The sequence below is a fragment of the Armatimonadota bacterium genome, assembly GCA_016789105.1.
Classification (GTDB): domain Bacteria; phylum Armatimonadota; class Fimbriimonadia; order Fimbriimonadales; family Fimbriimonadaceae; genus UphvI-Ar2.
Genome location: JAEURN010000006.1, coordinates 303,202 through 329,562 on the forward strand (window position 1 = coordinate 303,202; position 26,361 = coordinate 329,562).

Genomic DNA, 26,361 nt, shown 5'->3' on the forward strand with positions numbered 1-26,361 from the left:
TTTTGCCTGATCCAAAGCAAAATTGCAAGCCAGGAACATTAAGGTGTTGAATTTTGGGCCGGAATGGTTCCGATCCGGCCCAAATAGAGCGGCTAACCCAGGATCGTGAAAGTCCCTTCGGCCGAGTGCTCGCCCATTTTGAGCTTGACTGTGTAAACCCCCGGGCGACAATGCCAGTCGTTCATCATCAGTTCTTCCGACTTGTCGGCGAGTTTGTGCCACTCGTCCGGTTGGAGGTTCCAGACGATGCGGTTGAACCCGGGCGCGCCAGATCCCGTTAGCTTCTTGACAGGCACCCCATGGCTGTTTTCAATGGTGCACGAGAGATCGTCGCCGGTGTATTCGTTGATCCAATAATCGATGACGACCCCGTTGGGCGCATTAGGGGCCCGGAACATCTTGTGCGTCCACAAGCCGTTGTAGTGCAATCGCTGGATCGGTTTCACATCCCGCATGCTGAACAGGTGCAGGGCTTTTTCCAACCGTTCGGGGGTCGCCTCACCCAGCCAGTTGGCGTTGTCCAAAACCCAAACCGAGCGGCCATGCGTGGCGATGACGAGGTCGCGGTCGCGGGCATGTTGCTTGATGTCGTAAACAGGAACCGTGGGCAATGCCTTGCCGTGCATCTTCACCCAGGTTTGACCCCGATCTAGGCTCACATACAGGGCATTCTCCGTCCCGCAATAAAGCACATTCTCGTTGGCATCGTCTTCCCGAACCACCATCGCGCTATGGCTTTGGGGAAGATCCCCCGTGATATCGCGCCATGTTTTGCCAAAGTCTTCGGTGGCCATGACGCAAGGGGACATGTCGTCCATCCGGTGTCCGTCCAGGCTGATGTAGCAGCGGCCTTCGTTGAACCGGCTGGCCGTCGTCCGGCTCACATAGCGGCCTTTGGCCGTCGGGGGGGTGGCATTCTCCCAAGTCTTGCCATCGTTTTGCGAGACGTAAACCAACCCGTCGTCTGAACCGGACCACAGCAACCCGGCTTTGAGGGGCGATTCATCCAAGCTCACAAGGGTGCAATAGTTCTCGGCGTTGGATCCGGCCGTGTTCATTTTGCCGCCATCGGCGGTTGTGAGATCCGGGCTGATGGCCTCCCAATTGTTGCCTTTGTTCGTGAGTTTGAAGACCACGTTCCCGCCCAGGTAGATGGCGTGGGGCTTGTGTTTGCTCACAAAAAACGGGGCGTTCCAGTTGAACCGGTATTCGGGTTGTCCTTCCCGCGCTTCGGGTTTGAGCCACCGCCGGTCTCCCGACTCCAAGTTGATGCGCGAAAGGTTGCCGCCTTGCCATTCAGCATAAACCACGTTCGCGTCTTCGGGGTCAAAATCCGTGTGGAACCCATCGCCCCAGAGGATGAAATCAACCTGAGCATTGGTGATGCCCGTCGCCGGTGTGCGGCAGGCTTTATCCTCTTCGGCTTCGCGCACCGGGTTGCTGCTGGGCCAAACCCAGCTCCCGTTGTCTTGAAGTCCGCCGGAGATGCGATACGGGGTCGAGTCATCCAGGGCGATGTTGTAGAACTGACCGACGGCGATGGTGTTGAGGAACTCCCAATTGGCCCCTTTGTCGAACGTCTGGTAAGCCCCGCCATCGGTGCCGATCACGATGTGGTCGGCATCAGCAGGATCCACGATGATGGCGTGGTGGTCGGCATGGAGGATGTCTCCCCAACCTCCGCGGAAGGTCTCGCCGCCATCGTCACTGACTTCGGTCGTCCATCCCAACATGTAGACCCGGTTGTCGTCTTTAGGGTCGAATTTGACCTTGCTGAAATAAAACGCCCGCGGAGAGCGGTGGCTGCACCGCCGCCAAGATTCGCCACCATCGTCGGACCGGAAGACGCCGCCGCCGCGCATTCGGTCGTCCCGGATCGAGTTGGCCCCGCCGTCGGTTGCCTCCACCACCGCAACGAGTTTGGCGGTGTCTCCGGCAAAGATGTCCAGGCCGATCCTGCCCGTGTTTTTGGGGAGGCCCTTGGTCAGTTGCTTCCATGTTTTGCCACCGTCCACCGATTTATGAATGCCACCCTTCTTGCCGCCAGATTTAAAGCTGTAAGGGCTCCGGATGCGTTCATAAAAAGCGGCATAGACCGTTTCGGGGTTTTTGGGGTCGAGCGCGATGTCGCAGCAGCCGGTTTTCTCGTCGATCCCCAGCACCTTCACCCAGGTCTTGCCACCGTCGGTGGTTTTGTATAGCCCCCGCTCCTCGTTGGTGCCCCACAGGTGGCCCAGTGCGGCGACAAAGCAGACATCCGGGTTCCGGGGGTCGACGGCAATCCGGGGGATGTCATGGCTTTCGGCAAGGCCGCAGTGCTGCCAGGTTTTGCCGGAATCGGTGGAGCGGTAAACCCCGTTGCCCCAACTCGAGGAATTGCGGCCATTGCCTTCGCCGGTGCCGACCCAAATGATTTTCTCTTTGCCCTTTTCAAGCCGCTCCGGCTTTTTGGTCGCGCTGTCCCATCCCTCCCAGTCAGCGGGGGCATCGCAAACTGCAATCGAACCAATTGCGCAGGTCGATTCCTTGTCAAAAAGCGATTCGAACGTGTTGCCGTGGTTTTTGGTGCGCCAAAGTCCCGATGTGGCGTAGGCGACATAAAACGTCTTGGTGTTGCCGGGGGCAAAGCACATGTCGCTGATGCGGCCGCCCATGATCGCCGGGCCGACCGACCGCCAAGGCAGGCGCTTGAGGTCGCTTTCATTCAGCTTCCTTGTGAATCCCGGGGCTGGTGACTTCGGAGCCTTCTTTTCGGGAGCGGCCCCACCTTTTTTCGATGCCATGACGAGGCAGTATACGCAGGCATGGCCCAAAAAACTCCGGCACATTTTTGGATTGCGAGGATCGTCTTTATACTGAACCCATGTCCAACCTCACGGATCGCCAGAAGATCGGCCACCTGCTCCGACGGTTTGGCTTTGGTGCTTCAACCTGGGAAATGGCCGAGTACGAACCGCTCGGTGTCCAGGGGACAATTGACCGATTGCTCAACTGGGAAGACGAATCCATTGGCGACCCTTTGCAGTTCGCTTACCGGGACAAAGAAGACGCCGAGCCTGGCGGCTACCGGTTCCGGCTTTGGTGGCTGGTGCAGATGGTGGCTACCAAGCACCCCCTGAGGGAAAAGCTTGCCTTGTTTTGGCATGACCATTTTGCCGTGAATGAAGAGGATGTCCAACACGGCCTTGCCATGCTGGATTACCTGGAAAGGATCCGTCGAAATCCGGCTGGGAAATTCGGCGGCATCTTGGACACCATGGCCAAGAGCCCGGCGGTCATGCGGCAGTTAAACGTCGAGATGATCAGCCGTGCCATCCCCAATGAGAATTTCGCCCGGGAACTCTTGGAACTCTACACGCTGGGGGAAGGGAACGGCTACACCGAAAAAGACATCAAAGAAGTCGCAAAGGCCTTGACCGGGTGGTCCCATTACGATATGTATTGGCGGATGGGGAAGACGAACAACGAACGACTCGCCTACATGAAGAAGTTCGAAACCCCGCCCCTCTTCTACATCGTTGCCCCAGAAGTGAACATCCCTGGGGTGAAAACGGTCTTGGGCAAGCAAGTGGACACCGGCGACGATGTTTTGAAAATGTTGGCGGAGCATCCGCAGACGGCCCGTTACATCTGCACCAAGCTGTGGAATTGGTTTGGATACAAGAACCCGGAGAAGGCAGTTGTGGATCAGTTGGCCAAGAAGTGGGCGGCTACCCAAGGAGATATCAAGGCCGTGCTCAGGGAAATGGCCTCAATGGACGAGTTCTTTTCTCAAAAGGCCTACCGGAACCTTGTCAAGAACCCGGTCGATTATGTTGTCGGGATCTGCCGGGCCCAAAACGCCTCGGCCCGGCTCTTGCGAGATTTCCCGGCAGGCAAGCCGTACGACACCCCGATGAGCCAAAGCGTGATGGAAGGTACCGGGGGGCTCATGTACTTCATCAGCGAATGCGGAATGAATCTGTTCTTTGCTCCTTCGGTTGCCGGGTGGGATTGGCATGAGGCCTGGACCAGCACCAACATGCTGCTGCGCCGTCGCCAATTCACGGGAATCCTCACCTGGTATCCGGTGGATGTCCCCGGCAAACAGGAAAAGGAGTACCACCCCGACGAGCCGGTCAAAAATGTGGTCAACGAAATCCGGAAACGCAATCCCGGAGATGTCGAGACGCTGGTTAACGCGTTCTGCTTGGTTTATGATTGTCAGCTTTCAACCGGACAGCAGGCGGTGCTGGCCAAGCATTTTGAAAAGAATGGCGGTTTGAACCTGCTCAAGGACGACCGGGCCCTCGGTTGGGTTTGCACCGTCGGGTTGCAACTCCTTGGGTCTGCGCCAGAATTCCACCTTTGTTGATCCGTTATGGGATCCGCCAATCGGCTTGCCATGCCTTGCCTTCAAATGTGAAGTGACAACGTCGGTGCCCTTCATAGGCCAGGCAATAGACATCAAGACGGTCAACATGCGTGAGGGCAACGCAGAAGTGTTCGCGCCCGGCACAAGACTCCTCCACAGTCGGTTCGCGGTCAACAAGCTCTTCGGGAAGACCCGACGAAGGGAATGGGACAGAGGTGCCCGGGCCCGGTTCTGCCAAATAGCACCGCCGACTGAGGAGTTGGGTTGCGGCCCAGGCTTCATCGGCCAAATTCCCTTGGGTGTGGATGCCCATCACGCCGTTGGCCCGCACTTGGAGCTTGATCTGGGGACATTGGAACACCCAGGCCACCCGATCTCCCGATTGCAGGGATTTGAATTTGCCGCTCCGGACATCGGAATGGAACCGGAGAATCCGATCACCCCGTTCCACGCCACGCAGGACCACTGTCCGCGCGTCGGGCCCCAAAGGAGTGCTGTTTGCGAGCACTCCCAAATGGAATCCGTGGCGGCGCTGGTTGGCGGCTTGCTCTAGCTCCCGCCACGCTCGTTCCAAAAGGCCCGCCTGCTCTTCGGTCATGGCCCGATGATGCCTGACCCGGGGACGTGATCAAGGGTCTAGGTAAGGTCGATTTGTGACACTGGCTCAGAAGTCGATGGTTGCCTATGGTTTGGGCATGCTCGCCCTTGGGGTTCAAGCCTTTTTCTTTCCATTTGCTGGCCACAAGAGTTCGCTCCCAAGTCTTTTGGGTGGAGGCGGGGTCGGACTGATCGTCCTCGTCTTGGGGATCCTCGCCAGTAAGGCGGCAAACCCCCGTTGGCATTACATTGCCTCCCTCGCTTTGGCCTTAGTCGGGAGTTCCCGATTCATCGGGAATCTCTTCAAAGGTCAATTCGCCTGGTATCCCGGTGGTGTTGTCCTGCTCTTGAGCCTTGGTTTGATCGCGATCCTCGGCATGGGCCACATGATGGCAATGAAGAACCGTTCAGCCTCGGCGGAATAACGGCATCTCATCGACAACGGCAGCCGTCCCGGCAATGGCGATTTTCGTCCCCGGTTCTGCTGATTCACTCCGGAGAGTCGCGCTAGCGATGAACCCGTAATTTGGATGCGGTGCCGAACGGTGTATGACACCGGCGCCAGGGATCTCGCCGCAGGGGATGGTCGAATCAGAAACCAGGGCGACCCATTGTCGGTTGACGTGGCCTCGGGCATGGATCCGGTGGAGGACTTCTTGTCCCACATAGCACCCCTTTGTATAAGACACATATTCAGCTTCAAAGGCCGGACCGAGTTCCGGGGGCAGGGTTTTGGCGGACGTATCCAGGCCCAGACGCGGGATGCCGGCGGCGATCTCGAGGGCATGGATTTGCTCATCTGGGATTTCTGGAGTGCCGTCTCCCTCAATCGAATCGTAGCCGCCAAATCCCGATCGATCGTGAAAGGCCAATCCGGTTGAGCCCACGCCTTGGGTGGATGAGACCGGGCCGAGGTTGATGCCGGCAACGTCTTCGACAATCACAAAATCCTCGATCCGCTGGAGAAGGAGTTCCGGATGCGGCGTGATGACCAGGAGGCCGTCCCCGGTCTCCGCGATTCTGAGCAGAGTTTGCAGTTGCCCGGTGGGGAGGCAGAGGCATGCCGAAACCGGGCCGTCGGCCAACTTTGCGAGATCCTGGGTGACTTGGCCTTGGAGCCAGCTGATGGCGTCTCTCCCCGTGATCCGGATGGCCTGGTCACTGGTTGGAAAGCTTAATGATCCCGAAGCGAGGCGGCTTATTGTTTCGGTCAAACCCATTACCGTTAACAAGCATACGGTGCCGGCGGTAGACGCACCCGGGCTAGACTAGTGCCATGGGACTGCTCGGGCTCTTCTTTCTCGGTGGCGGATTGTTTTTTGCCGACCAGCAAAAGGGCCACTTTGAGCGCAAGGCAGCATCCGACATCCTCGCCAAGATGACCGGGCAAATTGGACAAGTTTCCGTGAAGGTGGATCCGACCCTGGCCGGAGGCATCGACGGCAGTTTGCATTCCGCCACAATCACCGCCAGCGGGTTCGGTTTAGACCAACTTCCTCTTTTTACGGAACCGGACCGCTCCAAATCCGGGCGCATTGGCAACCTGCAGTTGAGGCTGACTGATTTCACGCTCCGCAAACTCAGAGTCGCCGAACTTTCGGCCGATATCCCCGACTGCCGCTATGACTTTGGTTTGGCAAAATCACGGGGGCAAATCCGGTTGAGCCAAAGCGGGGTCGGGGAAGGGTGGGTCAAGCTCCGGGAACAAGACCTGGCCGACTACATCGTCAAAAAGTACCGCGAGATCAAACGCTGCACCGTGAAACTCGATGGGGACACTGTTTGGGTTGAAGGGTATGGCGAGTTTTTGATTGTCAACACGGAATTCGCGGTCATCTCCCAAATCCGGGTGGAAGGCGGGGACAAACTGATGCTGACCAACACCCGGGTTTACTTTGATTGGCTTCCCGCCGAGCCAGAGGCCGTCCAAGGCATCCTGAAAATCATGAACCCGGTTGTGGACCTCCGCAAAGATTTGGGGCTCTATGATGCTGTCGAAGTCCAAAAGGTGAAGATTCGGGGCGGATTCTTGACCGCCTGGGGCAAGACCAAAATCCCAATCCGGCCAACTGACGAAGAACCGCCAGACTTCCGAAAATAGGGAAGATGGTGGCAGCAACCCTGGCAATTTTGGGATCGGCCTTTGGGGAAGGGCCGATTGCCGAGCAAGTAGAAATAGGCAAGCGGGCTGCCGGCCGGTTCGACCAAGAGCATTGGCAAAGGCAGTTGCATATTGCCCCAACCGGCCAAAGGGCAGACATCAGCACGATTTTCGGCGACGACCGCAAACCGATTGGCCGATGGAACGAAGGAGTCCGAAAACTGGATGTGGAATGGGTTTTCCGCCTTTCGCCCGAGTTGATGTCCCGGTGGCTCGGATTCCTTTCGATGCGGGAAGGTTGGCTGGACGGCGAAATCGAGCGCCGTTGGTATGAACTCCGCCAACAGCTGGCCGGGAGGCCGGTCTTTGTCGTTGTCTTGTCATCGTTCCCCAAAAAGGAGCTTTTTGGGCTCGATGACGACACTCCCTCTGACCCCGCTACACTTGACAACCTGGTTTTCCGGTTCGAACAAGGCGGTCGCAACATCGGCGCGACGGGTATCGAAATTCTGCGGATGCGGGCGCAGACACGGTCTGAATTGGATATGGTGCCGTGGTGGCAATTCACCCGGCTCAAACCGGTTTTGGGCAGCCTTTTCGAGTCAGATTTCGAGCCGCCAATCGTCCAGCGCGGCGACTACCACCGCTCTTGGCGGTGGGTGACCCCGGACGTTGACCTTGCGGATGGGGAAGTGGCAGTCAAAGTGATGGATGCCCGGAAAACGAGGGTCGCAACTTTTTTCACCGGCGCCAAGCCCGGTACTTCCAAAGGGTGAGGAACGCCTCTGGCGCATCGGTCCACCGGATCTTTTTCCCAGCTTCTTTTGACCTGGGTTCGTAGCTGATGGGCAGTTCTTTGATCGTCTCGCCCATCCGGATGGCTTTCGCTGTGGCCTCAGGGCAGAATTCGAACCGTTGGCATTGGAGTCCCATGTCAACCAGCAGGTTGCGTCGGAATGCCTTGTAGCACGTAGCTTCGTCGGTCAGCTTTTGACCGTAAAGGAGCTTCACGGCATACCTGAGCATGAGGTTGACTAGCTTATTGGGCCAAGCCATGCCGCGGATCAATCCGCGGGTGAAGCGGCTGCCATAAACGACATTTGCCTGCCCCTCGAGGATTGGGGCAACCAAGGCCGGGATTTCCTCGGGGCGGTATTCCAGGTCGGCATCTTGGATGATCACAACTTCGCCCGTGCACGACGGGAGCCCGGTCCGAATGGCGTTGCCTTTACCGCCGGGTTCCGGGTTGGTGATTAACTTAATCCTTTCGCCGAATTCCGCAAGGATCTGGCCCGTGCGGTCTTTGCTTCCGTCATTCACAACCACAACTTCGAGGCTCAAAGGGAGCGCGAGGAGCCGGTCGACAACCTCGCGGATCGTGTCCTCCTCATTGTAGGCCGGCACGATCACAGAGACGGCCAATGCAGGATCAGGGGCGGACATCGACCCCAAGAGGATACCTGCCAGCCCCCGGCGCGGATAAGATGCAAAGGGATGGAGCATTTCGACCTTGTTGTCCGCGGAGGGACATTGGTATCGCCTCGCGGCCTGAATCGCGGCGACGTGGGCATCCGGGCCGGAAAAGTCGCCGCTGTCGGCGATCTCGCGGGATCATCCAGGACGACCGAAGTCAACGCATCTGGACTCCACGTTTTCCCAGGGGCAATCGACACTCAGGTCCATTTCCGTGAGCCCGGGATGGAGCACAAAGAGGATCTTGCCACCGGGACGCTTGCCGCAATCTGCGGCGGGGTCACTACGATTTTTGAAATGCCCAATACCAATCCGGCGACAACCACCGCCGATGCCCTGGCCGACAAACTCGACCGGGCCAAAGGCCGGTGCCACTGCGATTACGGGTTTTTTGTGGGAGCCTCAGGTTCAAACATCCGCGACCTGCCCCAATTGGAAATGTTGCCCGGCACGCCGGGGGTCAAAATGTTTGCCGGCAGTTCGACCGGTGACTTGCTGGTGGAATCGTTAGAAGACCAACTCGGAGTCATGCAGCATGGAAAGCGCCCAATGGCGATCCATTCCGAGCTGGAGAGCCGATTGAGGGAGCGGAAGTCCCTCTTTGGCGAATCTCCCCATGTGCGGATGCATCCAGAAATTCGCGATGCCGAAGCGGCCCGGCTCAGCACGCAAAGGCTCATTGCCCTTTGCGAGGAGTCCAAGAGGCCAATCCACATCCTGCACATCTCGACGATGGAGGAGTTACCGCTTTTGGCCGATGCCAAAAAGCGGGGGCTCCCCGTGACCTGCGAGGTCACTCCGCACCACCTGACCCTCAACGACGCGGCGTATGAAACCTTGGGCACCCTCGTGCAAATGAACCCGCCGGTCCGGTCCGAGTCACACCGGCTCGCACTCTGGAAGGCGGTGAAAGAGGGCCTCTTCGACGTTTTTGGGAGCGACCACGCCCCGCACACGCTCGAAGAGAAATCAAAATCCTATCCCCTTTCTCCAAGCGGCATGCCGGGTGTGCAAACGTTGTTCCCCGTCATGGTGGACTGGGCCCTGAAAGGGGAGGTTGAATTGACCCAGCTCTGCCACATGCTTATGGAACGGCCGGCCGAGCTCTACGGGATCAAAGGAAAGGGCCGGATCGAGGCTGGTTATGACGCAGACTTGGTCATTGTGGACACCCGCGCCAAATCGATTGTCAGGAATTTGGACATGAAGAGCAAATGCGGATGGACCCCTTACGATGGAATGGAACTCCACGGTCGGATCGAGCACGTTTTTTTGAGGGGACAGGCTCAAGTGATGGATGGAGAATGCCTTGCCAAGGCCATTGGAGAGCCGGCCACCTACATTTGGAAGTGATTGGGCCGTCTAAACATTAAAGACGTGGAGATCGGGCCTGGATTCAAAGAAACCTTGGTGCTTGCAGACGGGGGAGAGGTGCAACTCCGACTGGTCGCCGAGACCGATGGACCGGCCTTCGTTGCCGGACTCGAGCTTTGTAGCGACCGAACGATCTACAACCGGTTTATGGGTACCAAGCCCCGTTTCAGCGACTCAGAGCTGCGGTACCTGACGCGGGTTGACCCCGATCACCACGTGGCCATCGTCGGGTTCCAAACCGGAAAGCTTGTCGCCGTCGGTCGCATGGTCAGGTACGCGCACCGGGCCGATGCCGCGGATTTCGGGTTGATCGTGGCCGACGCTTGGCAAGGGAACGGCTTGGGCAAACACCTGCTGAACCGGTTGACTGATGCAGCAAAGGAACGCGGGATTTCTTACCTTTGCGGGGAGATGTTCGCCACGAACACGGCCATGTTTGCCCTTGTCGATGGCCACCCCTATTATACGGACTGGATTTTGGATGGGTCGACCGCATCGTTTGAAATCGACTTGCGGTCGCCAAAATCAGGGTGACAATCGGCGCCGAGACTGCGTATGATCGCGGGTATGCGTTGCCATCGATGCTTGGCCCTGCTTTTAGCCGGCCTTTCCGCAATCGTCTTTGCCGATACAGGCTTGGAACTTGCCACCCAGAGGGAAACTGACCTCCGCTTTGACGATCTGTTTCCTCGGCGTTCGGCGTTTGGTTCAACTGCCCGGCTCCTTGGTTGGTCTCACGACGACCGGTACCTTGCCTACGCGTGGAATCCGTTCCGGGTCATCGGGAACGATTTGTGGCTTTACGATTCAAAGACCGGTAAATCGATCCAGGTCACCAGCCCCCAGACCTTCCTGCCGTTCGATGGGGACATCCCGGATGCGCTCAAGCAGTTCGAAGAAGACGAGAAGCGCTGGCAAGAGTGGGAAAAACTATCCGACACCGAATTCCGCCAAGCCCAACAGGATTACCAGGAAAAGCAGCAGAAGGAGCGGACTCCTCGCAAATCCTATGGTGGCCCTTCCTCGATCGAGTGGGCCCACAACTCTGATGAGTTCTTGATGACCTACAAGGGTGACATCTATCGGTGGAAAGTTGGAGAAAAGTCGCCCGTCCGGCTCACCGACACGAGTGACGGCGAAACCAATGTCGAATACCTCCCCGATGACAAGGGGTTCGTCTTCCAGCGGGGTTCCGCCGTGTACCGAATGCGCTTCGACGGCCCGTCGGTGGTGCAGCTTTCGCCGAGCCTCGATGGCGGCAAAGCGTTTGGCGGATACCGCATTTCCCCCGACGGAAACTGGATGATGGTGTTTGCCAGCAAAGATGTGCCAGGTACCCGGATGGTCGATTACATCACCTACCGAGGGAGGTTCGCCGAAGCCAAAAAAACCGAGCGTGGCGTGGCCGATGACGACTTCCTCGGCGAAAGCTACCTGTACCTTTACGATATTCGCGAATCCACGATTGCAGACAAATCCAAGAAAAACGAACCGTTTGAGATCTGGAAATGGAAAGGTGGCGAGCAATGGGAGGAAACATCCATCGCCGACAAGCCTTGGAGCAAGGACGGCAAGAGGTTTGTGTTCGGATCTTGGAAGCGGGACGAGAAGGAACTCAAAATCAATGAAGTCGACATCGATGCCAAAAAGGTAACCGAAATCTACAAGGGCACGAGCGATGGGGAACATCGCACGCCCAGTATGGCCGACCCCTTCTACGCCCCAGATGACAAATCCGTGGTTTGCCTCCTTGATAAATCCGGGTGGCGGCAAATGCACCTCTTGGACGGAAAGGGTGGAGAGCGCCAACTCACGTTCGGCGAGTTCGAAACGTATCCCTTGCAAATCTCAGCCGACGGGAAAGGCGTACTGGCGACTTCCAGTAAGGAAGAGCTCTCCCGCGCCGACGTTTACCGGATCGACCTGGCATCTTTGGAGATGCGGAGGCTTTCGACGATGGACGGTGTTCACACCACCCCGGTGTTTGCGCACAAATCTGACCGTTACGGAAGCATTTTCAGCTCCTGGAGCCAGATGCGTGAAATGGTTGTCCACGACGGGAAGCAAGAACAGATCGTCACGGATTCGCACGACAAAGCCAAGTTCTGGGCGATGATCAAAGAAAAGCCCACTTTGTTCACCTACAAAAACCGCCACGGCGATACGATCCACGGGTACCAGATGGTTCCCAAAGACATGAAACCGGGCGAGAAACGCCCCTTGTTCATCTATGTGTACGGGGGGCCATTGGGGACCGGGAACTCGGTCGTGGACGGTTCGTTCAACTCCACCGCCTACCTGTTTGCCGAGTATCTGACCCACACCCTGGGCTACATCACGGTGACGATCGACCCCCGCGGCCAAAGCGGTTACAGCGCAGCTTTTGGCCGGGCCAACTGGGATGCGCCCGGTGTTGCCCAAACGGAAGACCTCGTCGATTTGGTCAAATACTATGACGAGATGGGGATGGTTGACCGGTCGCGGGTTGGAATCAACGGGTGGTCTTTCGGGGGATTCCAAACCCAGATGTGCATGTACACGGCGCCGGAATACTTCACTTTGGGTATTGCAGGGGCCGGGCCGACCGAGTGGCAAAACTACAACACCTGGTATTCAGGTGGGGTCATCGGCAATGCGCCAAAGGGGAAAGTGGATGAAATCGACAAGTTCTCGCTGACCCACATCGCTAAAAACCTCCAAAGCCCCTTGTTGCTGTTGCATGGCATGGAAGACACGAATGTCTTGTTCCAAGACACGGTCCACGTCTACCGCAAACTGCTGCAAGCGGGCAAAGGGCCGCTTGTGGAGCTGTGCTTGGATCCAACGGGCAGCCACGGCCTTGGCGGGGATGTCAACACCAAAGACCGGCATGCGGTTTATTTGGCGTTCATCCTCAAACATTGGGAAGCTGGCCGCGCGCCTGCTCCGAACTAGGTCCCGGAACGCGATGCCGCGATCCTCTGTCTAAACGGGTGTGAGCAGACAGAGGATCGCCTTTGTTGCGGCTGGTGTGGCGGCAATACTCTTGGTCGGGTTCGGCGTTGGTCGGATCTCGGCACCGCAGGCTGGTTCAAGGTCCGCACCGCTGATCCTCAAAGAGGTGAGGCTTCTGGGGGATTTGCACCTGGTGGAACACCGGTATCAAACCGTGATCTCGGTCGAAAGCCACCGGGAAGCGCCTCCGTGGACGCAAGGCGTGCCCATTGTCAGCCAGGCTGTTGGAGGATTGGTGGAATCCGCCACAAAGAACAACGCCCTCGTCACCGTTCAGGGATCGGTCGAAGCAGGTGTGGATCTCTCCAAAGCCGAAATTTCCGGCAACGGCAGCGAAATTGCCGTGAAGCTCCCCAGAGCCAGGATCTATCCCGCCAATGTCGATGCCGAACTCCACTCCCAAACTCATTCCATTGGGTGGGATGACCGCAATTTGGCCCTCAAAGCCCGCCGGGTCGGGGCAGAACGGTTTGAAGCCGCCAGTCTGAAGGCCGGCATCTTGGCCGCCGCCGAAGATAGGGCCAAAGATCAGGTCGCCAAGATGTTCCGTTCGTCGGGAGTAGAATCCGTCCGAATCGAGTTTGTGGATTTGTGAAGAGTTGCACATAATCTGAGTGGAAATGCCAAATGGCAACCGAGCATAGATAAAAGATGAAAGGCCTTGGACTGATCGCAATCGCCGCTTTGGCTCCGTTCGCCTATTGCCAAAAGGGCCCCACGGTGGTCATGCCGTCGGAAGGGGATATCGAAGGGGTCACCTTTGACTCGGCACGAGGGGCTGTCTATGTCCCGATCTTGGAGTTTAGCGATGCTTTTGGTTTGGATGCCCATTACGATAGCAAGGGCAAACAATACACGCTGGAAGGAGTCAAGATCGCCAGCAAAATCACGAAGGTCTTGTTCGACGGATCCATCTTGGTCGACATCAAAAGCTTGGATATCCCCAATATCCATGTCCAGTGGGATGAGGAGTCAAATTCTTATCAAATCGACACCGAAACCCATTTCGGGATTGTCACAGTCCCCGAACAATGGGTTGAAGTCAACCTGACGGCCCAGCGGCTCCGCGCCTACCAAGGCAACCGATTGGTCATGGAAACAAAGGTCAGCACAGGTAAGCGGGGGTATTCCACGCCAACCGGGGAATATACGGCTGGCCCCGAAAAAAGCCGATACCGCACCAGTGCCAAATACGAAAACGCGCCGATGCCATTCAGCGTCCAACTCCGTGGAGGGTATTTCATCCACGGTTCGTCGAGCGTCCCCAACTACCCGGCTTCCCATGGTTGCGTGCGAATGCCGCTGACCGGGATGAATGCCGCCCGATACTTCTACGAATGGGTTGGGGTCGGGGCTCCCATCACGCTCCGTTATGGGTGGTCCGAAAGGGTTGCCGCCCTAGATTCAGCAGCTAAAAACTGAATCCCGGCCGGAAACGGCTTCCTACTGCCCCCCGCCGGAAAATCTGGCCGAGTTTCAAGACGAGGCTCCAGGCAAACCGGGCGATCCGGATCAATGTTTCAATCGATGTAGCAAGCGCTGCCAGCGTGATCAAGGCTTTTATGAGTTTTGCGATCCCAGCCATACCCCTATTGACGGCAGATCGTCGTTTGGGTTGCAGGGGTCAGGTCAAGATCTGCCAATTACCCTTGTCGCGGTCGTGCCAATTCCGGACATCGTCCCGATCCCGCGCTTCCTCAATCAACCCGATTGGGAGGTCGGCTACGGCGATTGACTCTTCGTTGAATGGCGTCTGAGCCAAAATTCCGTCTTCGCGGAATGGCTCGACCGGTGGGCAAAGGATGGCGCTTGAGCCATATGTCCGGCTAACGGGCTCCCGGCCCAAGGATCCCACCAACGCCGAATGGATGACGAATACTTGGCATTCCACCGACCTGGCGTGGCACGACCACCGAACCCGGTGGAACCCACGGGGGAACTCATTGTAGGCAGGCACGGCCAGTATTTTTGCCCCGGCTTCGCAAAGAGCCCTCGCCGAGCCGGGAAACTCGCTGTCGTAGCAGACAAGTGTCCCGAGCCTCTGATCCTCCGCCAACTTCAGCCCTTGTCCTTCGGAGATCCGCCACTCTTCAAGTTCCCACTGGGTCAGCACATTCTTTGGCTGGAGAAAGGACGAATCCGGCGTGCAAACCAAGGCTGAATTGAAATACTGCCCCTCGACCTCGTGAAGGTGGCTGCCGGCGACCAATGTGATGCCATAGTCACGAGCAAGTGACTCGCAATGGGCCCTGACCTGCGGGAACTCTGAGGCCAGGGTCGCCGCAACGTCCTCTTGTGGGATCGGCCCATGGTACGAAATCCGTTCCAAGTCGATGGACTCGGGCAGGACGACGAGTTCGGCACCGAGCCTGGCCGCGCGTCCGACCAAGTCGGCGGCATGCCCCAAAAAGGCGTCGGGCGAAGCGCATTCCTGGATCGCCCAACTCACGGCCGCGGCCCTCACGGTTTCCATTCGAGAATTGCTCCCGCATTGCCGCTTTCTTGGTCTTCCATGTATTCCATGATGACCCCTTTGTATGCCAGGCCCATCCTGAGGAGCGGCGTGAGGGTCGCATCGGTCAAAGTTCCTCCCAAGACCAACTCGGCATAGTGGGTGGGGTCGGATTCTCCGCTTGCCGAGTAACCCGGCATCCGGCAAACCGTGCCATACCTATCGAGTTTGTTGAATCGGACGAACCCGAACCGCGACTGGTAGAGCAGGCGGGCCAATCCTTTCCGCCGATGGCCGGGATGCACGGAGATATCGATGCCATAGAGCACAGTCCCACCCGCGACGTGGCCTTCCAACCCCAAGCTGCCCGCGATTTCGTGGAACGGCTTGTGCGATTCCCAGTCGCTTTCCCGGCAAAGAATATTCGAGCAGCTGGCAACAACCTGCCCATCCAACTGCACGACCCACTGGCCCCCTGGAAACTGGGAGAGGTGGCGTCGGATGTGGCTGGCTTGCCACAGCAGTTCCGCTGGGAACGGCTCGGGGAAACAAGCCCGCTGCAAACCCGCGACCGACTCAACATGGCATTCTGCCATTGATTCCACCATATAGCCTCCCACGCCGGCGTTTTACCGCCGCACACCGGGCATCCGCAAATCGCGCAAACAGATTCTAGGATTCTGTTGTATCCAATAAGGGTCATGTCGAACCTGGTTGAGCTGCTTGTGGGTCGGGAACTCCCAATGGACCTCCGCGAAGGCGTCAAGTTTTACGCCGAATGTGCTCAAGGCACGGTGCGGGCAGCCGGCAGCCGCTCGGGGACAGTTGCAATCTGGTCGGGGGACGGCCCTCCGGCCTACATGAACTTGCAGCCGCTGAAGCGGAAAAAACGCAGCGAAGCTGAATTGCAAGGCCTCTGGTTGAGCGAAACGGGGGACATCCTCTATGCTGCCACTTCGGTCGACCTCCTTGCTGTGAATACTTCCACCCGAATGTTGGCCTGGGATTACCAGCAAAAGCGGCAATGGGGGTTCCTTGCCAGCATCCCCCAAGGCGGCTTTCTAGGCAAGGGAGACATCCTCACGTTGCTTTACTCCAGCGGGGAAGAAATCCAAATCGACCGGCACTCCCGGGTCTTGCGGCAAACCGATAGCGGCTATTCGCCGAGGTTGGTTGCCAAATCGGCGCAGTCGGATCGGGTTTTTGGCTCGGATGGGCACGCAGTCTGGGTATGGGATGCCGTAGCTGGGTTTGAATCCCGGGAATTGATGATCCGAAAGCCTTGCTATTCCTTGACCCTATCCGGAGATGGGCGGCAGTTGGCCATGCGGTCGCTGAACGAGGTTTCGATCTTCGATACCGAAACCTTTGACGTGCTGGGACAGTTCACGGTTGACCCGGGCCTCCCGCAGTTGGCGCTTGATTCCTCTGGAAATCAGCTGGCCCACATGACAGGCCCCCGGATTGTCTTCCGGTCGGTGGATGGCGAAGTCACCGGAGCCTATGATGCCGGCGCCGACTTCCCGATTTCAGTGCACTCATCCGTTTCGGGTCAACTCATTGCGGGTTTGCGCGGCGGGCTGGCTCAATCGCTGGCTTGGCCGGCATAGAACGTCGAGATCGCTTCCAGAGGCTTACGGTGCAAATCCGGTACCCGGCAGTCTCCGGATGGGTACCCGACGGGGATGAGCATAAACGGCTTCTCGTTCTGAGGCCGGCCGCACACTTCGCGCAGGAACGTCATTGGGGCGGGCGTGTGGGTGAGCGTGGCAAGCCCGGCACGGTGGAGGGCTTGGATCAAAAACCCCACCGCGATGCCCACGCTTTCCGTCATGTAGTAGTTTTTTGCCCGTGAGCCATCAGGCAATACTTCGTAATCCTGGCGGAACACCGCAATCAGCCAAGGGGCATCTGTGATGTGCGTCTTCACAAAGTCTGTGCCAAACGGGGCCAGGGCCGCTCGCCACTCGGGTGTGATCTTTTCGGCATAAAACCTCCTTTCTTCGGCTTCTGCTGCGTCGCGGATCTGGGATTTGAGTTCCGGATCGGCTATTGCTACGAAATGCCATGGTTGCTTGTGTGCCCCGCTGGGCGCGGTTCCGGCAAGGCGGATTGCCCATTCGATTGCTTCTCGCGGAACCGGATCCGTCGAAAAGTGTCGGACTGTCCTCCGCCCATCGGCCACCCGGTAATCCTCTTTGAGAGACTCGACCACGCTTTCGGCCGTTTTTCTCGCTGGCTGGTAGGGAATGGTCGGAAAAGACTCGGGCATGAGGCCGAATCTACCAGGTAAACCCAATCCTCGAAATTGGATTCCCCGCACAGATTCCCACGGCAAGACATCGGAATGACACAGATCTGCTCCGATGCGTTGGAGTTTGCCCAGATCGTGTTCCCAGATGAAGGCATCTCGGCGGAATCTGTCCATATCGCCGTTGTCCGGCTGGATCGCACCGCCCGGGAGTTCCAGTTGGGCGGGGTTGGTTTGGATGCGCCAATCTATCCGGCCAGCGTCGTCAAGGTGTTCTACTTGGCGTTTGCAGCCCATTTGCTCGACTCCGGAAGCCTGGCCATGTCGCCTGAACTCAACCGGGCTTCGCGGGATATGGTCAAGGATTCCAATAATGATGCAACCGGCTACATTGTCGATTTGGTCTGCGGCACGACGCCGGGTCCTGAACTTGGCCCGGCTGACCTTGCCAGGTTCATTGAACAAAGAGGGGCTGTCAACCGGTTTTTCTCGGGCTTGGGTTACCAAGGCGTGAACGCCGTCAACCGAACCTTCAACGAAGGGCCCTATGGCCGGGAATCCCAATTGCTGGGTAAAGACATGTCCAACCGGAACCGGGTCACGGCGTCTGCAGTTTGCCGACTGATGGCCGAGATCGCCTTGGGAACGCATTGGAGCGGCGATTCGGTGTCCTGGATGCAGGGATTGTTGCGCCGGGCCAATCCGCAAGACGAACCGGATGCCGCCGATGCCCAGGCCTCTGGGTTCATCGGCAAGGCCATTCCGCGTGCGGCAATACTATATTCAAAAGCCGGTTGGACATCGGACACCCGGCATGATGCGGCCTGGGTCGTTCTGCCAGACGGCAGGGAATTCGCAATCGCGATCCTGACCAAACATGGGTCGAACCTCGGATTGGTCGGAGCCATCGCCGGACATTTATTCCAGGGTCTCGGCTATGCCAAGGCCGAGTCAAGTGGAGAGACCTCTGGCTAAAGGGTTTCGGTCACTTTGCTCAGGTTTTGGGCCGTATCCGGATCGATTCCCCTGGCCCGGGACGCTAACAACGCCAGCCACTGCCCAAAAAAGATCGTCCAAAGCGGCGACCATGGCCCAAAATCGGCCTGTGGAGCTTCAACGACCGTTGCGCCGGTCGCCCGCAAGTCGACTGGCACTTCACCGAACAACACGCAGGCCGTGTTCGGCCCGGCCAACGCCTTGGGTCCATGGTGGAAATCCGCAATGCTATAGCTTTTGCAGGGGATCAGGGCACATTCCATCAACTTGAGGGCTGTTTCAACAGCAGTGCAATAGCTGTAGCCCCGGCCGAGCGAGAACACCGGGCTACACCGGACGATATGTCCGGAAGCCGATTCTGCAGCTTCACGGCTCGACTCCAGCCAACTGCGGTCGGGGAGCACCGGCTCGCCGAGGTTGCCGCCGAGGGCACGGACCAATTGGGCTGACGCCAACAAGGATGCCGAATAGGTCTTTGTCGCGGCGATGCTGCGTTCGGGGCCTGCCTCCAGAATCAAACTGCGGCTAGCTGCTTCGGTGAGGCGGCTATCGGCGGTATTGGTGATGCCCAGCGTGTCGTGGCCCAGTCCGCGCGCATACGCCAAGACCTCGCTGACATCCGGGGCGGCCCCACTTTGGCTGATCCCGACAAACAACGACTTTGGATACCGCATCGCGGTCTTGTGCTGGGTAATGACCGAAGGTGCGGCCAGAGAGACCGGGATCCCGAGATGGATCTCGACTAAGTAGCGCAGGTAGAGCGCGGCATTGTCGCTGGAACCCCGGGCGGTCAAAACAACTAAGTCATACGATTTGCCAGAAAAAGCCGCGGAGAGCTCAGTAAAGTACCGATCGCTTTGGCGGGCCAACAAGTCCGGTTGCTCGCAGACCTCCCTTTCCATCCACTCGCCTAGGGCCATAGCCCGCAGGGTACCTGGCTTCGGGTAGGTTCAACCATCGGTCGTTTGGGGCCGCCAGGGAAGCGGCGGGACGAAGTCGGCCGTCTGGAAACTACAATGATGATCCTCCCAGCCGTCGCAGCGGTGCTGATGGCACAGGCATCCACGAAAGAGTGGACAAATCCGACAACCGATATCAAATTGAAATACCCCTCGGCATGGGCGTTGCGGCGGGACAAGTATGTCGACGAGTTGAAGTTCGAAATCAGCGGCAAAACCGTCCGCATCGAACTGACCGGCATTGAGATGAATTTTCCGCCGGCCCACTGGCAGGACGTGATGCGGGAGATCAACACCAATAACAACCGGACGGTTCTCCGGCAATGGGAAGAGGAACTCCTTGGGGTGCCGGTGATTCTCACCCGGGTGCGGGATACGTCCAAATCCGAAGCAGAAATCACCGTCACCGGCCTGTTGATGAGCGTCCGCCCCCAAAAGTTCATGTACCGGCTGTATTCCCCAGAAGGCGTTGCCGAAGAAGCGGAAAAGCAGTGGTCGGCTGTCCTCCTCACGGCTGATTCGGTTTCGGGCAAACTCCCGGGCGAAACCCTGCCAGTCGATCCCAACGGATCGAACAACAACCAGACATCCGGCAATAACACGGCAGGATCTGGGAGCGTGCAGGTGTTGCGGCCACAAAACGGCCCGCCCAAAAAAGCGGTGCGGGGACCGTTCCGGGTTAGGCTTGATGAGCAACGGGGCACATTCCTTTACCTACCCAACGGGTGGCAACTTGGAGATTCGAAAGTATCGAACGGCTCGGTGGAAGTGGCGTTTGGGAATGGCTTGGGGGATGCGAAAGCTGCAGGATCCGCCTGGCTCAAGGTCTGTGGCCAGGGGCTCTCTCGACTAGACCGGGTGACCAGCCGGACGGAACCGGAAGTCAAGTGGTTTTCCAGCGGATTCAAAGGCACCTACCTGGAACGAAAAGGGATTGCCAACGGGGAAGAGGAGGTTCAGTGGGTGGCCTATGGTTCGTCGGCGGGGTTCTATTTCACCTACAGTTGGACGGGGACTGAATCGGCCTACAAAGATGCCAAGGACCGCCTCCTCGAGTTGCTCTACCTGACGGCGATCGCTGCCGAATGACGCTGGCAATATCCACTTCCGGGCCTTATGTGACCGTCGCGCTGTTCGATGGGGGCGTGCTCGCCTGTCGTGGGATCCGTGAAGGCAAACGGGCGGCCTCAGCCGCCGTGCTTGGCTTGGTTGAAGAACTCGGGATCTCAGGCTACAGCCAAATCCTTGTGGATGTCGGGCCGGGCAGCTTCACGGGGGTGAGGGTCGGCGTTGCCATGGCCAAGACATGGGCCCACATGGCGTTGATCCCCCTCTTTCAGACCACGGTTTTCGACTTAATCAGCGAGGGCCCGGTGGCCGTCCCTTCAAAAAAGGGGGAAGTCTTTGCCCGTCTTCCTGGTCGCACACCGATTTCTATGACCTTGGACGAAGCACATGCCGTGGACGGATTGTTGATTGCCGGAGAACCCGAATTCAAAAGCCTTCTGCAGACATGGCCCTCCGCGATCCGAGAGGTGGCACCCGTTTCTTGCGTCCCGCTCTACTGCGCCCCACCGGCAATCAGCGTGGCCAAGCAGAGCCACATCATGGGCGAGACTTTCGGGGGGCGTCGGGATGTTTGAAGAGAACGTGCCGCTAGCTCTTTACACGACTTTGAAAGCGGGAGGCGCCGCCAGGCGCCTTGGAATCGCGCGCAATCGAGAAGACCTAGCCCTGGTTTCCCAGGTTGCCGCCGAGAACGGGTGGCCGCACCAGATCCTCGGCTGGGGAAGCAACGTTTTGCCCTCCGACCGAGGTGTCGAGGGACTTGTGACCATCAACCGGGCAAGGCGGATCGATATCAAAGCGGGCGGTATCGTCGAAGCCGACTGCGGGGCCGGTTTCCAGGACTTGTTCCTCAGGACCGCCCAATCAGGGCTGGGCGGATTTGAATTCGCCGTCGGAATCCCAGGTTCGGTCGGAGGAGCATTGGTGAGCAACGCCGGTGCCTATAGGAACGAAGTTAGCACCCACCTGCAGGCCATCGAGGTCTGGTGGGAGGGAGAGCGGCGCTGGCTCGACGCATCCTTTATGGAGTTCAGCTACCGAGACTCCGTATTGCGGCGCGAAAACCCGCCCGCCATCACACTGCTTGGGGTCAGGTTCCAGTTAAACCCCCGTGCGCCCAAACAAATCTACGACGATGCGCGTGAATACCAGCGGCAAAGGATTTCCAAGCAGCCACCCCCGGCCAGCGCCGGGAGTTTCTTCAAGAACGTCGTCGATGCCGAACTGGCAAAGCGGATACCCGGGCTGACCGAGGGGATGGTCGCTTCTGGAGTGGTGCCCGCAGGATTCCTCATCCAAGAGTGCGGTTTGAAAGGGAAAAGGTTTGGCGGGGCGATGATCGGCAGCCGGCACGCCAATTTCATCCTCAATGTGGGCGGGGCGTCGGCCAGCGAAATTCGGAGGTTGGCAGAATATGCGGCCAGCCAGGTGCGCAAACAATTTGGGGCGAATCTGGAAGAGGAGGCACTCTACATCGGAGACTGGGACGGTTGGGAAGCCACGGGTCTCCTCGCTCACTAACGCCGGCAGCCACCACCCTGTGGACAACTCAAAGCCATGACCGTCGACCACACCGTGGAATTGCGGGTATAATGGAATTCCGTAAGGCGAAGACGCTGATGCGGTGCAATGTGGCCCCCCGAGCGAAACTCAGGGGGCTATTGTCTTTCAAGTCAGCCTTCTGCCCGGGATTCCATCATGACGGCAAGCGAAGCACTTGAATTTCTTGAAACGAACGAAGCACAGTTCGTAGACATCCGGTTTACCGACCCTTTCGGCATGTGGCACCACTTCACGGTGCCCAGCCACGCCGTCGATGAAGAGTGGCTGGCGGAGGGGGTCGCGTTCGACGGATCGAGCATCCGGGGTTTCAAGGCCATCAATGAATCCGATATGTGGTTGCGGCCGGATGCCAGCACCTTGTTCATGGATCCGTTTATGGAGCATTCGACCGCGGTGATCATCTGCGACATCGAAGACCCGATCACCCACGAGCCCTACTCCCGCGATCCACGCTACACAGCCCGCAAAGGCATGGAGTACCTCAAGTCCACCGGGATTGCCGACACCGCGTTCTTTGGGCCAGAAGCCGAATTCTTTGTCTTCGACAAGATGTCTTACGAGGTCAGCCCCAACAAGTCGTTTTACGAAATCGACAGCATGGAAGCCAGCTGGAACAGCGGCATGGCCGATGCCACTGGATACACCATGCGCACCAAGGGCGGATATTTCCCCTGCGCTCCGGCCGACAAGCTCCACGACATGCGCAGCAACATGATCCTCACCCTGGAAGAAGTCGGGATCCAAACCGAAATCCATCACCACGAGGTCGGTGGTGCCGGGCAGTGCGAAATCGACATCCGGTTCGATGAACTGTTGGTCGTTGCCGACAAGATCATGAAGTACAAGTACGTGGTCAAGAATGTTGCCGCGCAATATGGATGCGCCGCCACGTTCATGCCCAAGCCCTTGTTCGGCGACAATGGCAGCGGCATGCACGTCCACCAATCCCTGTGGAAGGACGGGGAGAACACCTTCTATGACCCCAACGGCTATGCCGGGCTCAGCGACAATGCCCGCTGGTACATCGGCGGAATCTTGAAGCATGCCCCGGCCTTGCTCGCTTTCACCAACCCCAGCACGAACAGCTACCGCCGCTTGGTGCCGGGCTACGAAGCACCGATCAACCTCGTTTATTCGGCCCGCAACCGTTCCGCCTGCATCCGCATCCCGATGGCCGGTAGCTCACCCAAAGCCAAACGAATCGAATTCCGGGCCCCAGACCCAAGCGCAAACCCGTACTTTGCCTTCACCGCGATGCTGATGGCCGGGCTTGACGGGATCCAGAACAAGATCGAGCCGCCCGCCCCGATCGACAAGGACCTTTACGAACTTCCGCCCGAAGAGCGCAAAGACATCCAGCAAACCCCCGGCGACCTGCGCTCAGTGTTGGAAGCGTTGCGCGCCGACCATGAGTTCCTGACCCGGGGCGATGTGTTCACAACCGACCTGATCGAGACTTATATCGAGTTCAAGTTGTTGCACGAATGCGATGCGTTGGCCTTGCGCCCGCACCCCATGGAGTTCTTCCTGTACAACGATTGCTGACGAAAGGCTCCAAGGCCCTCCCCGATTGCCAAACGCGGCGGTGGGGGGGGGCTTTTTTTTGTTTTGCCCACATGCAAAATCCGCTACCTCTAGGAAAGTAGGATCCCCGGTTCATAAATCCGTCGGTGGAAAACATCCGCATCGGTTTGATGCCTTCCGGTGCCGCGTCGGGCCTGTTTTTGCAACCGGATGCTGTAACCTGTTTTCCGGTTCTGGCGCGCCGCGCAACTCCAATGGGAAAATTTCCGGAAGGTGCCGATTTTGGCTGTTGCCGCGTGGTAGAACCAGACGGGCGTCTATGCATCCCTCAATGGCGCACTCATCTCGGACAAAAGAACGAATGGACACCATAACGATCAAGATCGGCGAAAGGAATTTTGTGCTTGACCGCGAAAAGGCGGAAGCAGCGCAGGCCGGTAAGGCCGTCATCAACGGCCGGGAGACGATGACTTTCAACCTCCTCCCGCTCAAATACACCTGGGCTTACACGCTTTACCGGACCATGAAGGCCAACCATTGGGAGCCAGAGGACATCCCTATGCAAAAAGACATCGAGCAATGGCGCAGCGACACCGCGCTCAGCGAAGTCGACCGCTGGATCATCCGGATGGCCATCGGTTACTTTAGCGCCGCCGAAGGCATCGTCGGCGACAATATCCTCCATGTCGTGCGAGAAGCCGTCACCGCCTCGGAACTCAAATTGGTCTTGGGCCGGCACGCCCACGAAGAGAACATCCACGCCGACAGCCTGCTCTACATGATCTCAAGCCTGGGGATCAACCCCCACGAATGCGAGGCGATGTTTGAAGACGTGCCCACGATTAAGCGCAAAAACGAGTTTGTGACCAGCAACAGCTACGATATGCGGCGGGGTGTAGACCTGAGCGACACGCGCAACAAGCAAAAACTGGCCAAGAACATCTTTCTGTTTGGTCAATGCATGGAAGGGACGCAGTTCTACGGCCTATTCGGCATGGTGCTGAGCCTATACCGCCAAGGCAAGTTCCCGGGCATCGGGCAGATGTTCCGCTACACCTTGCGCGACGAAAGCAACCATATCGAACTGTTCCGCCAGCTCCTGATGGAACTCGTTGACGAGAACCCCGACATGTGGACCGAAAGTTTCAAACTCGAGCTAGTGGACACGATGCGCGAGGCCGTTTCACTTGAAAAGGAATTCATCCGGGACTGCCTGCCGGTGGCGGGGGTCGGGCTTTCTGCCGAAGAGTTCATGCAGTACATCGACTACATCGCCGACCGCCGACTGGAAGGATGCGGGTTGCCGGAACTAAACCCCGGCGTCACCAACCCCCTGCCATGGCTCGCCGAGCTGATGGACATGAAGAAGGAGCAGAACTTCTTTGAAGGGCGGGTCACGGAGTACCAGAAGTCTTCGGCTCTCTCCGCCGTAGATGACGACGAGTTGTAAATTTGCCCTCCCTCCCCAATTCTGGTCAGGGAGATGCGGATGGCCACACTGCGAGAGCTGGCCAAACTTGACATGGCTAAGTGGCAGAACTTCAACATCTGGCGGGGGAGGTTGCCGCATTGGCGGGCCGACGACGTGCGGTACTACGCCACGTTCCGGCACAAGCGCGAACTCACCGACCCCGAGCGCACGGTGCTCTACATCAAGCTGATGCGGGCGCAGCGGCGCAAGTTCGATTACCTGATCCTGTGCGTGCTGCCCGAGAAAACCGAAATGTGCTTCACCGTCAACCCCGGGCCGGACGGGGAGCCGTACGAACTCAGCGACGTTCTGGAAAAAGCCAAACGCCAGGCCGGAGCGGCGATCATCAAAAGGAGCGGGGAACGGTGGCCGCCGTTTTCGGGCGAGAGCTACGACCGCATCATCCGTGACGAGGCAGAGTTCGGGGATACGTGGGACAAGATATTGGCTTCGCCGGTGGATGCGGAGTTGTGCGAAGACCCGGCGGAGTGGGACACATTGTTCGTGCCCGACGCGCCGGAGTGACCAATCTCCCTCCCCAAGTCTGGGGAGGGTGGGGAGGGGTTGCCGCAACGTCACGTTGCGGGGGAAACTCTCCCTCCCCAAGTCTGGGGAGGGTGGGGAGGGGTTGCCGCAACGCACCACGTTCGGCTAGTCTCCACCAGCCCCCGATCAAGGCACTCCGCATCGGCAGCTCGGCACGCCGGCAAGCTTCATCCGGCCATGGGCCGTCGCTTCGGCCCTTTCATCACAATAACCTTGATCAGGTTCTCCGGCGGATCGTCGGACCGAATCGCCTGGGCCACCGCTTGGTCGATCAGCCCCCGGATGTACTCGTCGTCCAGTTGCTCGCTAGAAGTCAGCCGGATATGCCGGACCCGTGCACCATTTCCTTGCAACCGGCCTTCGGGGTCATCGAGCGCGGCCCCGTGGTTGAACCCCAGATTCACGTAGTTAGTGTAGACCGGCAGGTGGATGAAGTGCTCCAAGGGTTTTTGGGTGAATCCGAAGCCGGTCGTCACCGCTTGGGTGGCATCGTAGATGAATTCGTTGCACGGCGGGAGGATTTCCCGCATCCGCAAGCGCAGCGCCCGGTGCAACGTTTGGGTCGCTTCGGGATAGGGAGAAAGGAACGACAGATATTCCGCGGGCTCAAGGCGTTCCATTGACATCCGTATGCCGCC

28 protein-coding genes are annotated in these 26,361 nt (G+C 58.3%); 18 read left to right on the forward strand and 10 right to left on the reverse strand.

Annotated elements, in window-relative coordinates:
• Window positions 1-92: 92 nt before the first annotated feature.
• Entirely contained in the window at window positions 93-2,783 is a 2,691-nt protein-coding gene (locus JNM28_07150) for a hypothetical protein (protein MBL8068209.1), read from the reverse strand.
• Between the two features lie 80 nt (window positions 2,784-2,863).
• On the opposite strand from JNM28_07150, the gene JNM28_07155 reads away from it, so the two are divergent.
• Window positions 2,864-4,354, forward strand: a complete 1,491-nt coding sequence (locus JNM28_07155) for a DUF1800 domain-containing protein (protein ID MBL8068210.1) — start codon at window positions 2,864-2,866, stop codon at window positions 4,352-4,354.
• A 4-nt stretch (window positions 4,355-4,358) separates the two neighbouring features.
• Here JNM28_07155 and JNM28_07160 read toward each other — a convergent pair whose 3' ends face one another.
• On the reverse strand, window positions 4,359-4,952 hold the full coding sequence (locus tag JNM28_07160; GenBank protein ID MBL8068211.1) for a hypothetical protein: 594 nt from the start codon (window positions 4,950-4,952) through the stop codon (window positions 4,359-4,361).
• 55 nt (window positions 4,953-5,007) lie between these two features.
• Between JNM28_07160 and JNM28_07165 the strand changes: the two genes are divergently transcribed.
• The gene (locus JNM28_07165) at window positions 5,008-5,376 is read left to right on the forward strand and encodes a hypothetical protein (protein ID MBL8068212.1); all 369 of its coding nucleotides are present in this window, start codon (window positions 5,008-5,010) and stop codon (window positions 5,374-5,376) included.
• Here the strand turns inward: JNM28_07165 and JNM28_07170 are convergent.
• Window positions 5,359-6,171, reverse strand: coding sequence for a hypothetical protein (locus JNM28_07170; protein ID MBL8068213.1), 813 nt, complete (start codon window positions 6,169-6,171; stop codon window positions 5,359-5,361). The genes JNM28_07165 and JNM28_07170 overlap by 18 nt on opposite strands.
• Before the next feature lie 56 nt (window positions 6,172-6,227).
• Between JNM28_07170 and JNM28_07175 the strand changes: the two genes are divergently transcribed.
• Window positions 6,228-7,052 carry an LmeA family phospholipid-binding protein gene (locus tag JNM28_07175; protein MBL8068214.1) on the forward strand — a complete coding sequence of 275 codons (825 nt, stop codon included), beginning with the start codon at window positions 6,228-6,230 and terminating at the stop codon, window positions 7,050-7,052.
• Between the two features lie 5 nt (window positions 7,053-7,057).
• Window positions 7,058-7,828 (forward strand): hypothetical protein, encoded by a 771-nt coding sequence (locus JNM28_07180; protein MBL8068215.1) that lies wholly within the window; start codon window positions 7,058-7,060, stop codon window positions 7,826-7,828.
• On the opposite strand, the gene JNM28_07185 is transcribed toward JNM28_07180, so the two are convergent.
• Complete coding sequence (locus JNM28_07185) at window positions 7,794-8,495, reverse strand: glycosyltransferase family 2 protein (GenBank protein ID MBL8068216.1); 702 nt, start codon at window positions 8,493-8,495, stop codon at window positions 7,794-7,796. The genes JNM28_07180 and JNM28_07185 overlap by 35 nt on opposite strands.
• Before the next feature lie 51 nt (window positions 8,496-8,546).
• Between JNM28_07185 and JNM28_07190 the strand changes: the two genes are divergently transcribed.
• Genes JNM28_07190 through JNM28_07210 form a run of 5 tightly spaced genes read left to right on the forward strand, consistent with a single transcriptional unit; the run spans window position 8,547 to window position 14,315 of the window.
• On the forward strand, window positions 8,547-9,878 hold the full coding sequence (locus JNM28_07190; protein MBL8068217.1) for a dihydroorotase: 1,332 nt from the start codon (window positions 8,547-8,549) through the stop codon (window positions 9,876-9,878).
• Window positions 9,879-9,902: 24 nt separating this feature from the next.
• The gene (locus JNM28_07195; GenBank protein ID MBL8068218.1) at window positions 9,903-10,433 is read left to right on the forward strand and encodes a GNAT family N-acetyltransferase; all 531 of its coding nucleotides are present in this window, start codon (window positions 9,903-9,905) and stop codon (window positions 10,431-10,433) included.
• 33 nt (window positions 10,434-10,466) lie between these two features.
• The gene (locus JNM28_07200) at window positions 10,467-12,833 is read left to right on the forward strand and encodes a S9 family peptidase (GenBank protein MBL8068219.1); all 2,367 of its coding nucleotides are present in this window, start codon (window positions 10,467-10,469) and stop codon (window positions 12,831-12,833) included.
• 40 nt (window positions 12,834-12,873) lie between these two features.
• Window positions 12,874-13,488, forward strand: a complete 615-nt coding sequence (locus JNM28_07205) for a DUF4230 domain-containing protein (GenBank protein ID MBL8068220.1) — start codon at window positions 12,874-12,876, stop codon at window positions 13,486-13,488.
• A gap of 56 nt (window positions 13,489-13,544) precedes the next feature.
• Window positions 13,545-14,315 carry a L,D-transpeptidase family protein gene (locus JNM28_07210; GenBank protein ID MBL8068221.1) on the forward strand — a complete coding sequence of 257 codons (771 nt, stop codon included), beginning with the start codon at window positions 13,545-13,547 and terminating at the stop codon, window positions 14,313-14,315.
• On the opposite strand, the gene JNM28_07215 is transcribed toward JNM28_07210, so the two are convergent.
• From JNM28_07215 to JNM28_07225, 3 genes are read right to left on the reverse strand one after another with little or no spacing between them, the layout of a single operon-like run.
• Entirely contained in the window at window positions 14,305-14,478 is a 174-nt protein-coding gene (locus tag JNM28_07215; GenBank protein MBL8068222.1) for a hypothetical protein, read from the reverse strand. The genes JNM28_07210 and JNM28_07215 overlap by 11 nt on opposite strands.
• Window positions 14,479-14,517: 39 nt before the next feature.
• Window positions 14,518-15,366: a hypothetical protein gene (locus JNM28_07220; GenBank protein MBL8068223.1), complete on the reverse strand. Its 849-nt coding sequence runs from the start codon at window positions 15,364-15,366 to the stop codon at window positions 14,518-14,520.
• Window positions 15,354-15,941, reverse strand: a complete 588-nt coding sequence (locus JNM28_07225) for a GNAT family N-acetyltransferase (protein MBL8068224.1) — start codon at window positions 15,939-15,941, stop codon at window positions 15,354-15,356. Before JNM28_07225 ends, JNM28_07220 begins: the two co-directional genes overlap by 13 nt.
• Before the next feature lie 105 nt (window positions 15,942-16,046).
• Between JNM28_07225 and JNM28_07230 the strand changes: the two genes are divergently transcribed.
• Window positions 16,047-16,955 carry a hypothetical protein gene (locus tag JNM28_07230; protein MBL8068225.1) on the forward strand — a complete coding sequence of 303 codons (909 nt, stop codon included), beginning with the start codon at window positions 16,047-16,049 and terminating at the stop codon, window positions 16,953-16,955.
• Here the strand turns inward: JNM28_07230 and JNM28_07235 are convergent.
• On the reverse strand, window positions 16,931-17,617 hold the full coding sequence (locus JNM28_07235) for a nitroreductase family protein (protein MBL8068226.1): 687 nt from the start codon (window positions 17,615-17,617) through the stop codon (window positions 16,931-16,933). The genes JNM28_07230 and JNM28_07235 overlap by 25 nt on opposite strands.
• A 75-nt stretch (window positions 17,618-17,692) precedes the next feature.
• On the opposite strand from JNM28_07235, the gene JNM28_07240 reads away from it, so the two are divergent.
• On the forward strand, window positions 17,693-18,571 hold the full coding sequence (locus JNM28_07240; GenBank protein ID MBL8068227.1) for a serine hydrolase: 879 nt from the start codon (window positions 17,693-17,695) through the stop codon (window positions 18,569-18,571).
• Here JNM28_07240 and JNM28_07245 read toward each other — a convergent pair.
• Window positions 18,568-19,512, reverse strand: coding sequence for an SIS domain-containing protein (locus JNM28_07245; GenBank protein ID MBL8068228.1), 945 nt, complete (start codon window positions 19,510-19,512; stop codon window positions 18,568-18,570). The genes JNM28_07240 and JNM28_07245 overlap by 4 nt on opposite strands.
• A gap of 99 nt (window positions 19,513-19,611) precedes the next feature.
• On the opposite strand from JNM28_07245, the gene JNM28_07250 reads away from it, so the two are divergent.
• From JNM28_07250 to JNM28_07280, 7 genes are all read left to right on the forward strand, one after another.
• Window positions 19,612-20,640 carry a hypothetical protein gene (locus JNM28_07250; GenBank protein MBL8068229.1) on the forward strand — a complete coding sequence of 343 codons (1,029 nt, stop codon included), beginning with the start codon at window positions 19,612-19,614 and terminating at the stop codon, window positions 20,638-20,640.
• Complete coding sequence (locus JNM28_07255) at window positions 20,637-21,194, forward strand: hypothetical protein (GenBank protein ID MBL8068230.1); 558 nt, start codon at window positions 20,637-20,639, stop codon at window positions 21,192-21,194. The genes JNM28_07250 and JNM28_07255 overlap by 4 nt, the downstream gene beginning before the upstream one ends.
• Window positions 21,187-22,140 carry a UDP-N-acetylmuramate dehydrogenase gene (gene murB / locus JNM28_07260; GenBank protein MBL8068231.1) on the forward strand — a complete coding sequence of 318 codons (954 nt, stop codon included), beginning with the start codon at window positions 21,187-21,189 and terminating at the stop codon, window positions 22,138-22,140. The genes JNM28_07255 and murB overlap by 8 nt, the downstream gene beginning before the upstream one ends.
• Window positions 22,141-22,317: 177 nt before the next feature.
• Entirely contained in the window at window positions 22,318-23,727 is a 1,410-nt protein-coding gene (glnA, locus tag JNM28_07265; GenBank protein ID MBL8068232.1) for a type I glutamate--ammonia ligase, read from the forward strand.
• Window positions 23,728-23,852: 125 nt separating this feature from the next.
• Window positions 23,853-24,080, forward strand: a complete 228-nt coding sequence (locus tag JNM28_07270) for a hypothetical protein (GenBank protein MBL8068233.1) — start codon at window positions 23,853-23,855, stop codon at window positions 24,078-24,080.
• The gene (locus JNM28_07275) at window positions 24,068-25,156 is read left to right on the forward strand and encodes a ribonucleotide-diphosphate reductase subunit beta (protein ID MBL8068234.1); all 1,089 of its coding nucleotides are present in this window, start codon (window positions 24,068-24,070) and stop codon (window positions 25,154-25,156) included. The genes JNM28_07270 and JNM28_07275 overlap by 13 nt, the downstream gene beginning before the upstream one ends.
• Window positions 25,157-25,195: 39 nt before the next feature.
• Window positions 25,196-25,702 (forward strand): hypothetical protein, encoded by a 507-nt coding sequence (locus JNM28_07280; protein ID MBL8068235.1) that lies wholly within the window; start codon window positions 25,196-25,198, stop codon window positions 25,700-25,702.
• 188 nt (window positions 25,703-25,890) lie between these two features.
• On the opposite strand, the gene JNM28_07285 is transcribed toward JNM28_07280, so the two are convergent.
• Window positions 25,891-26,343: a DUF1801 domain-containing protein gene (locus JNM28_07285; GenBank protein MBL8068236.1), complete on the reverse strand. Its 453-nt coding sequence runs from the start codon at window positions 26,341-26,343 to the stop codon at window positions 25,891-25,893.
• Window positions 26,344-26,361: the final 18 nt, after the last annotated feature.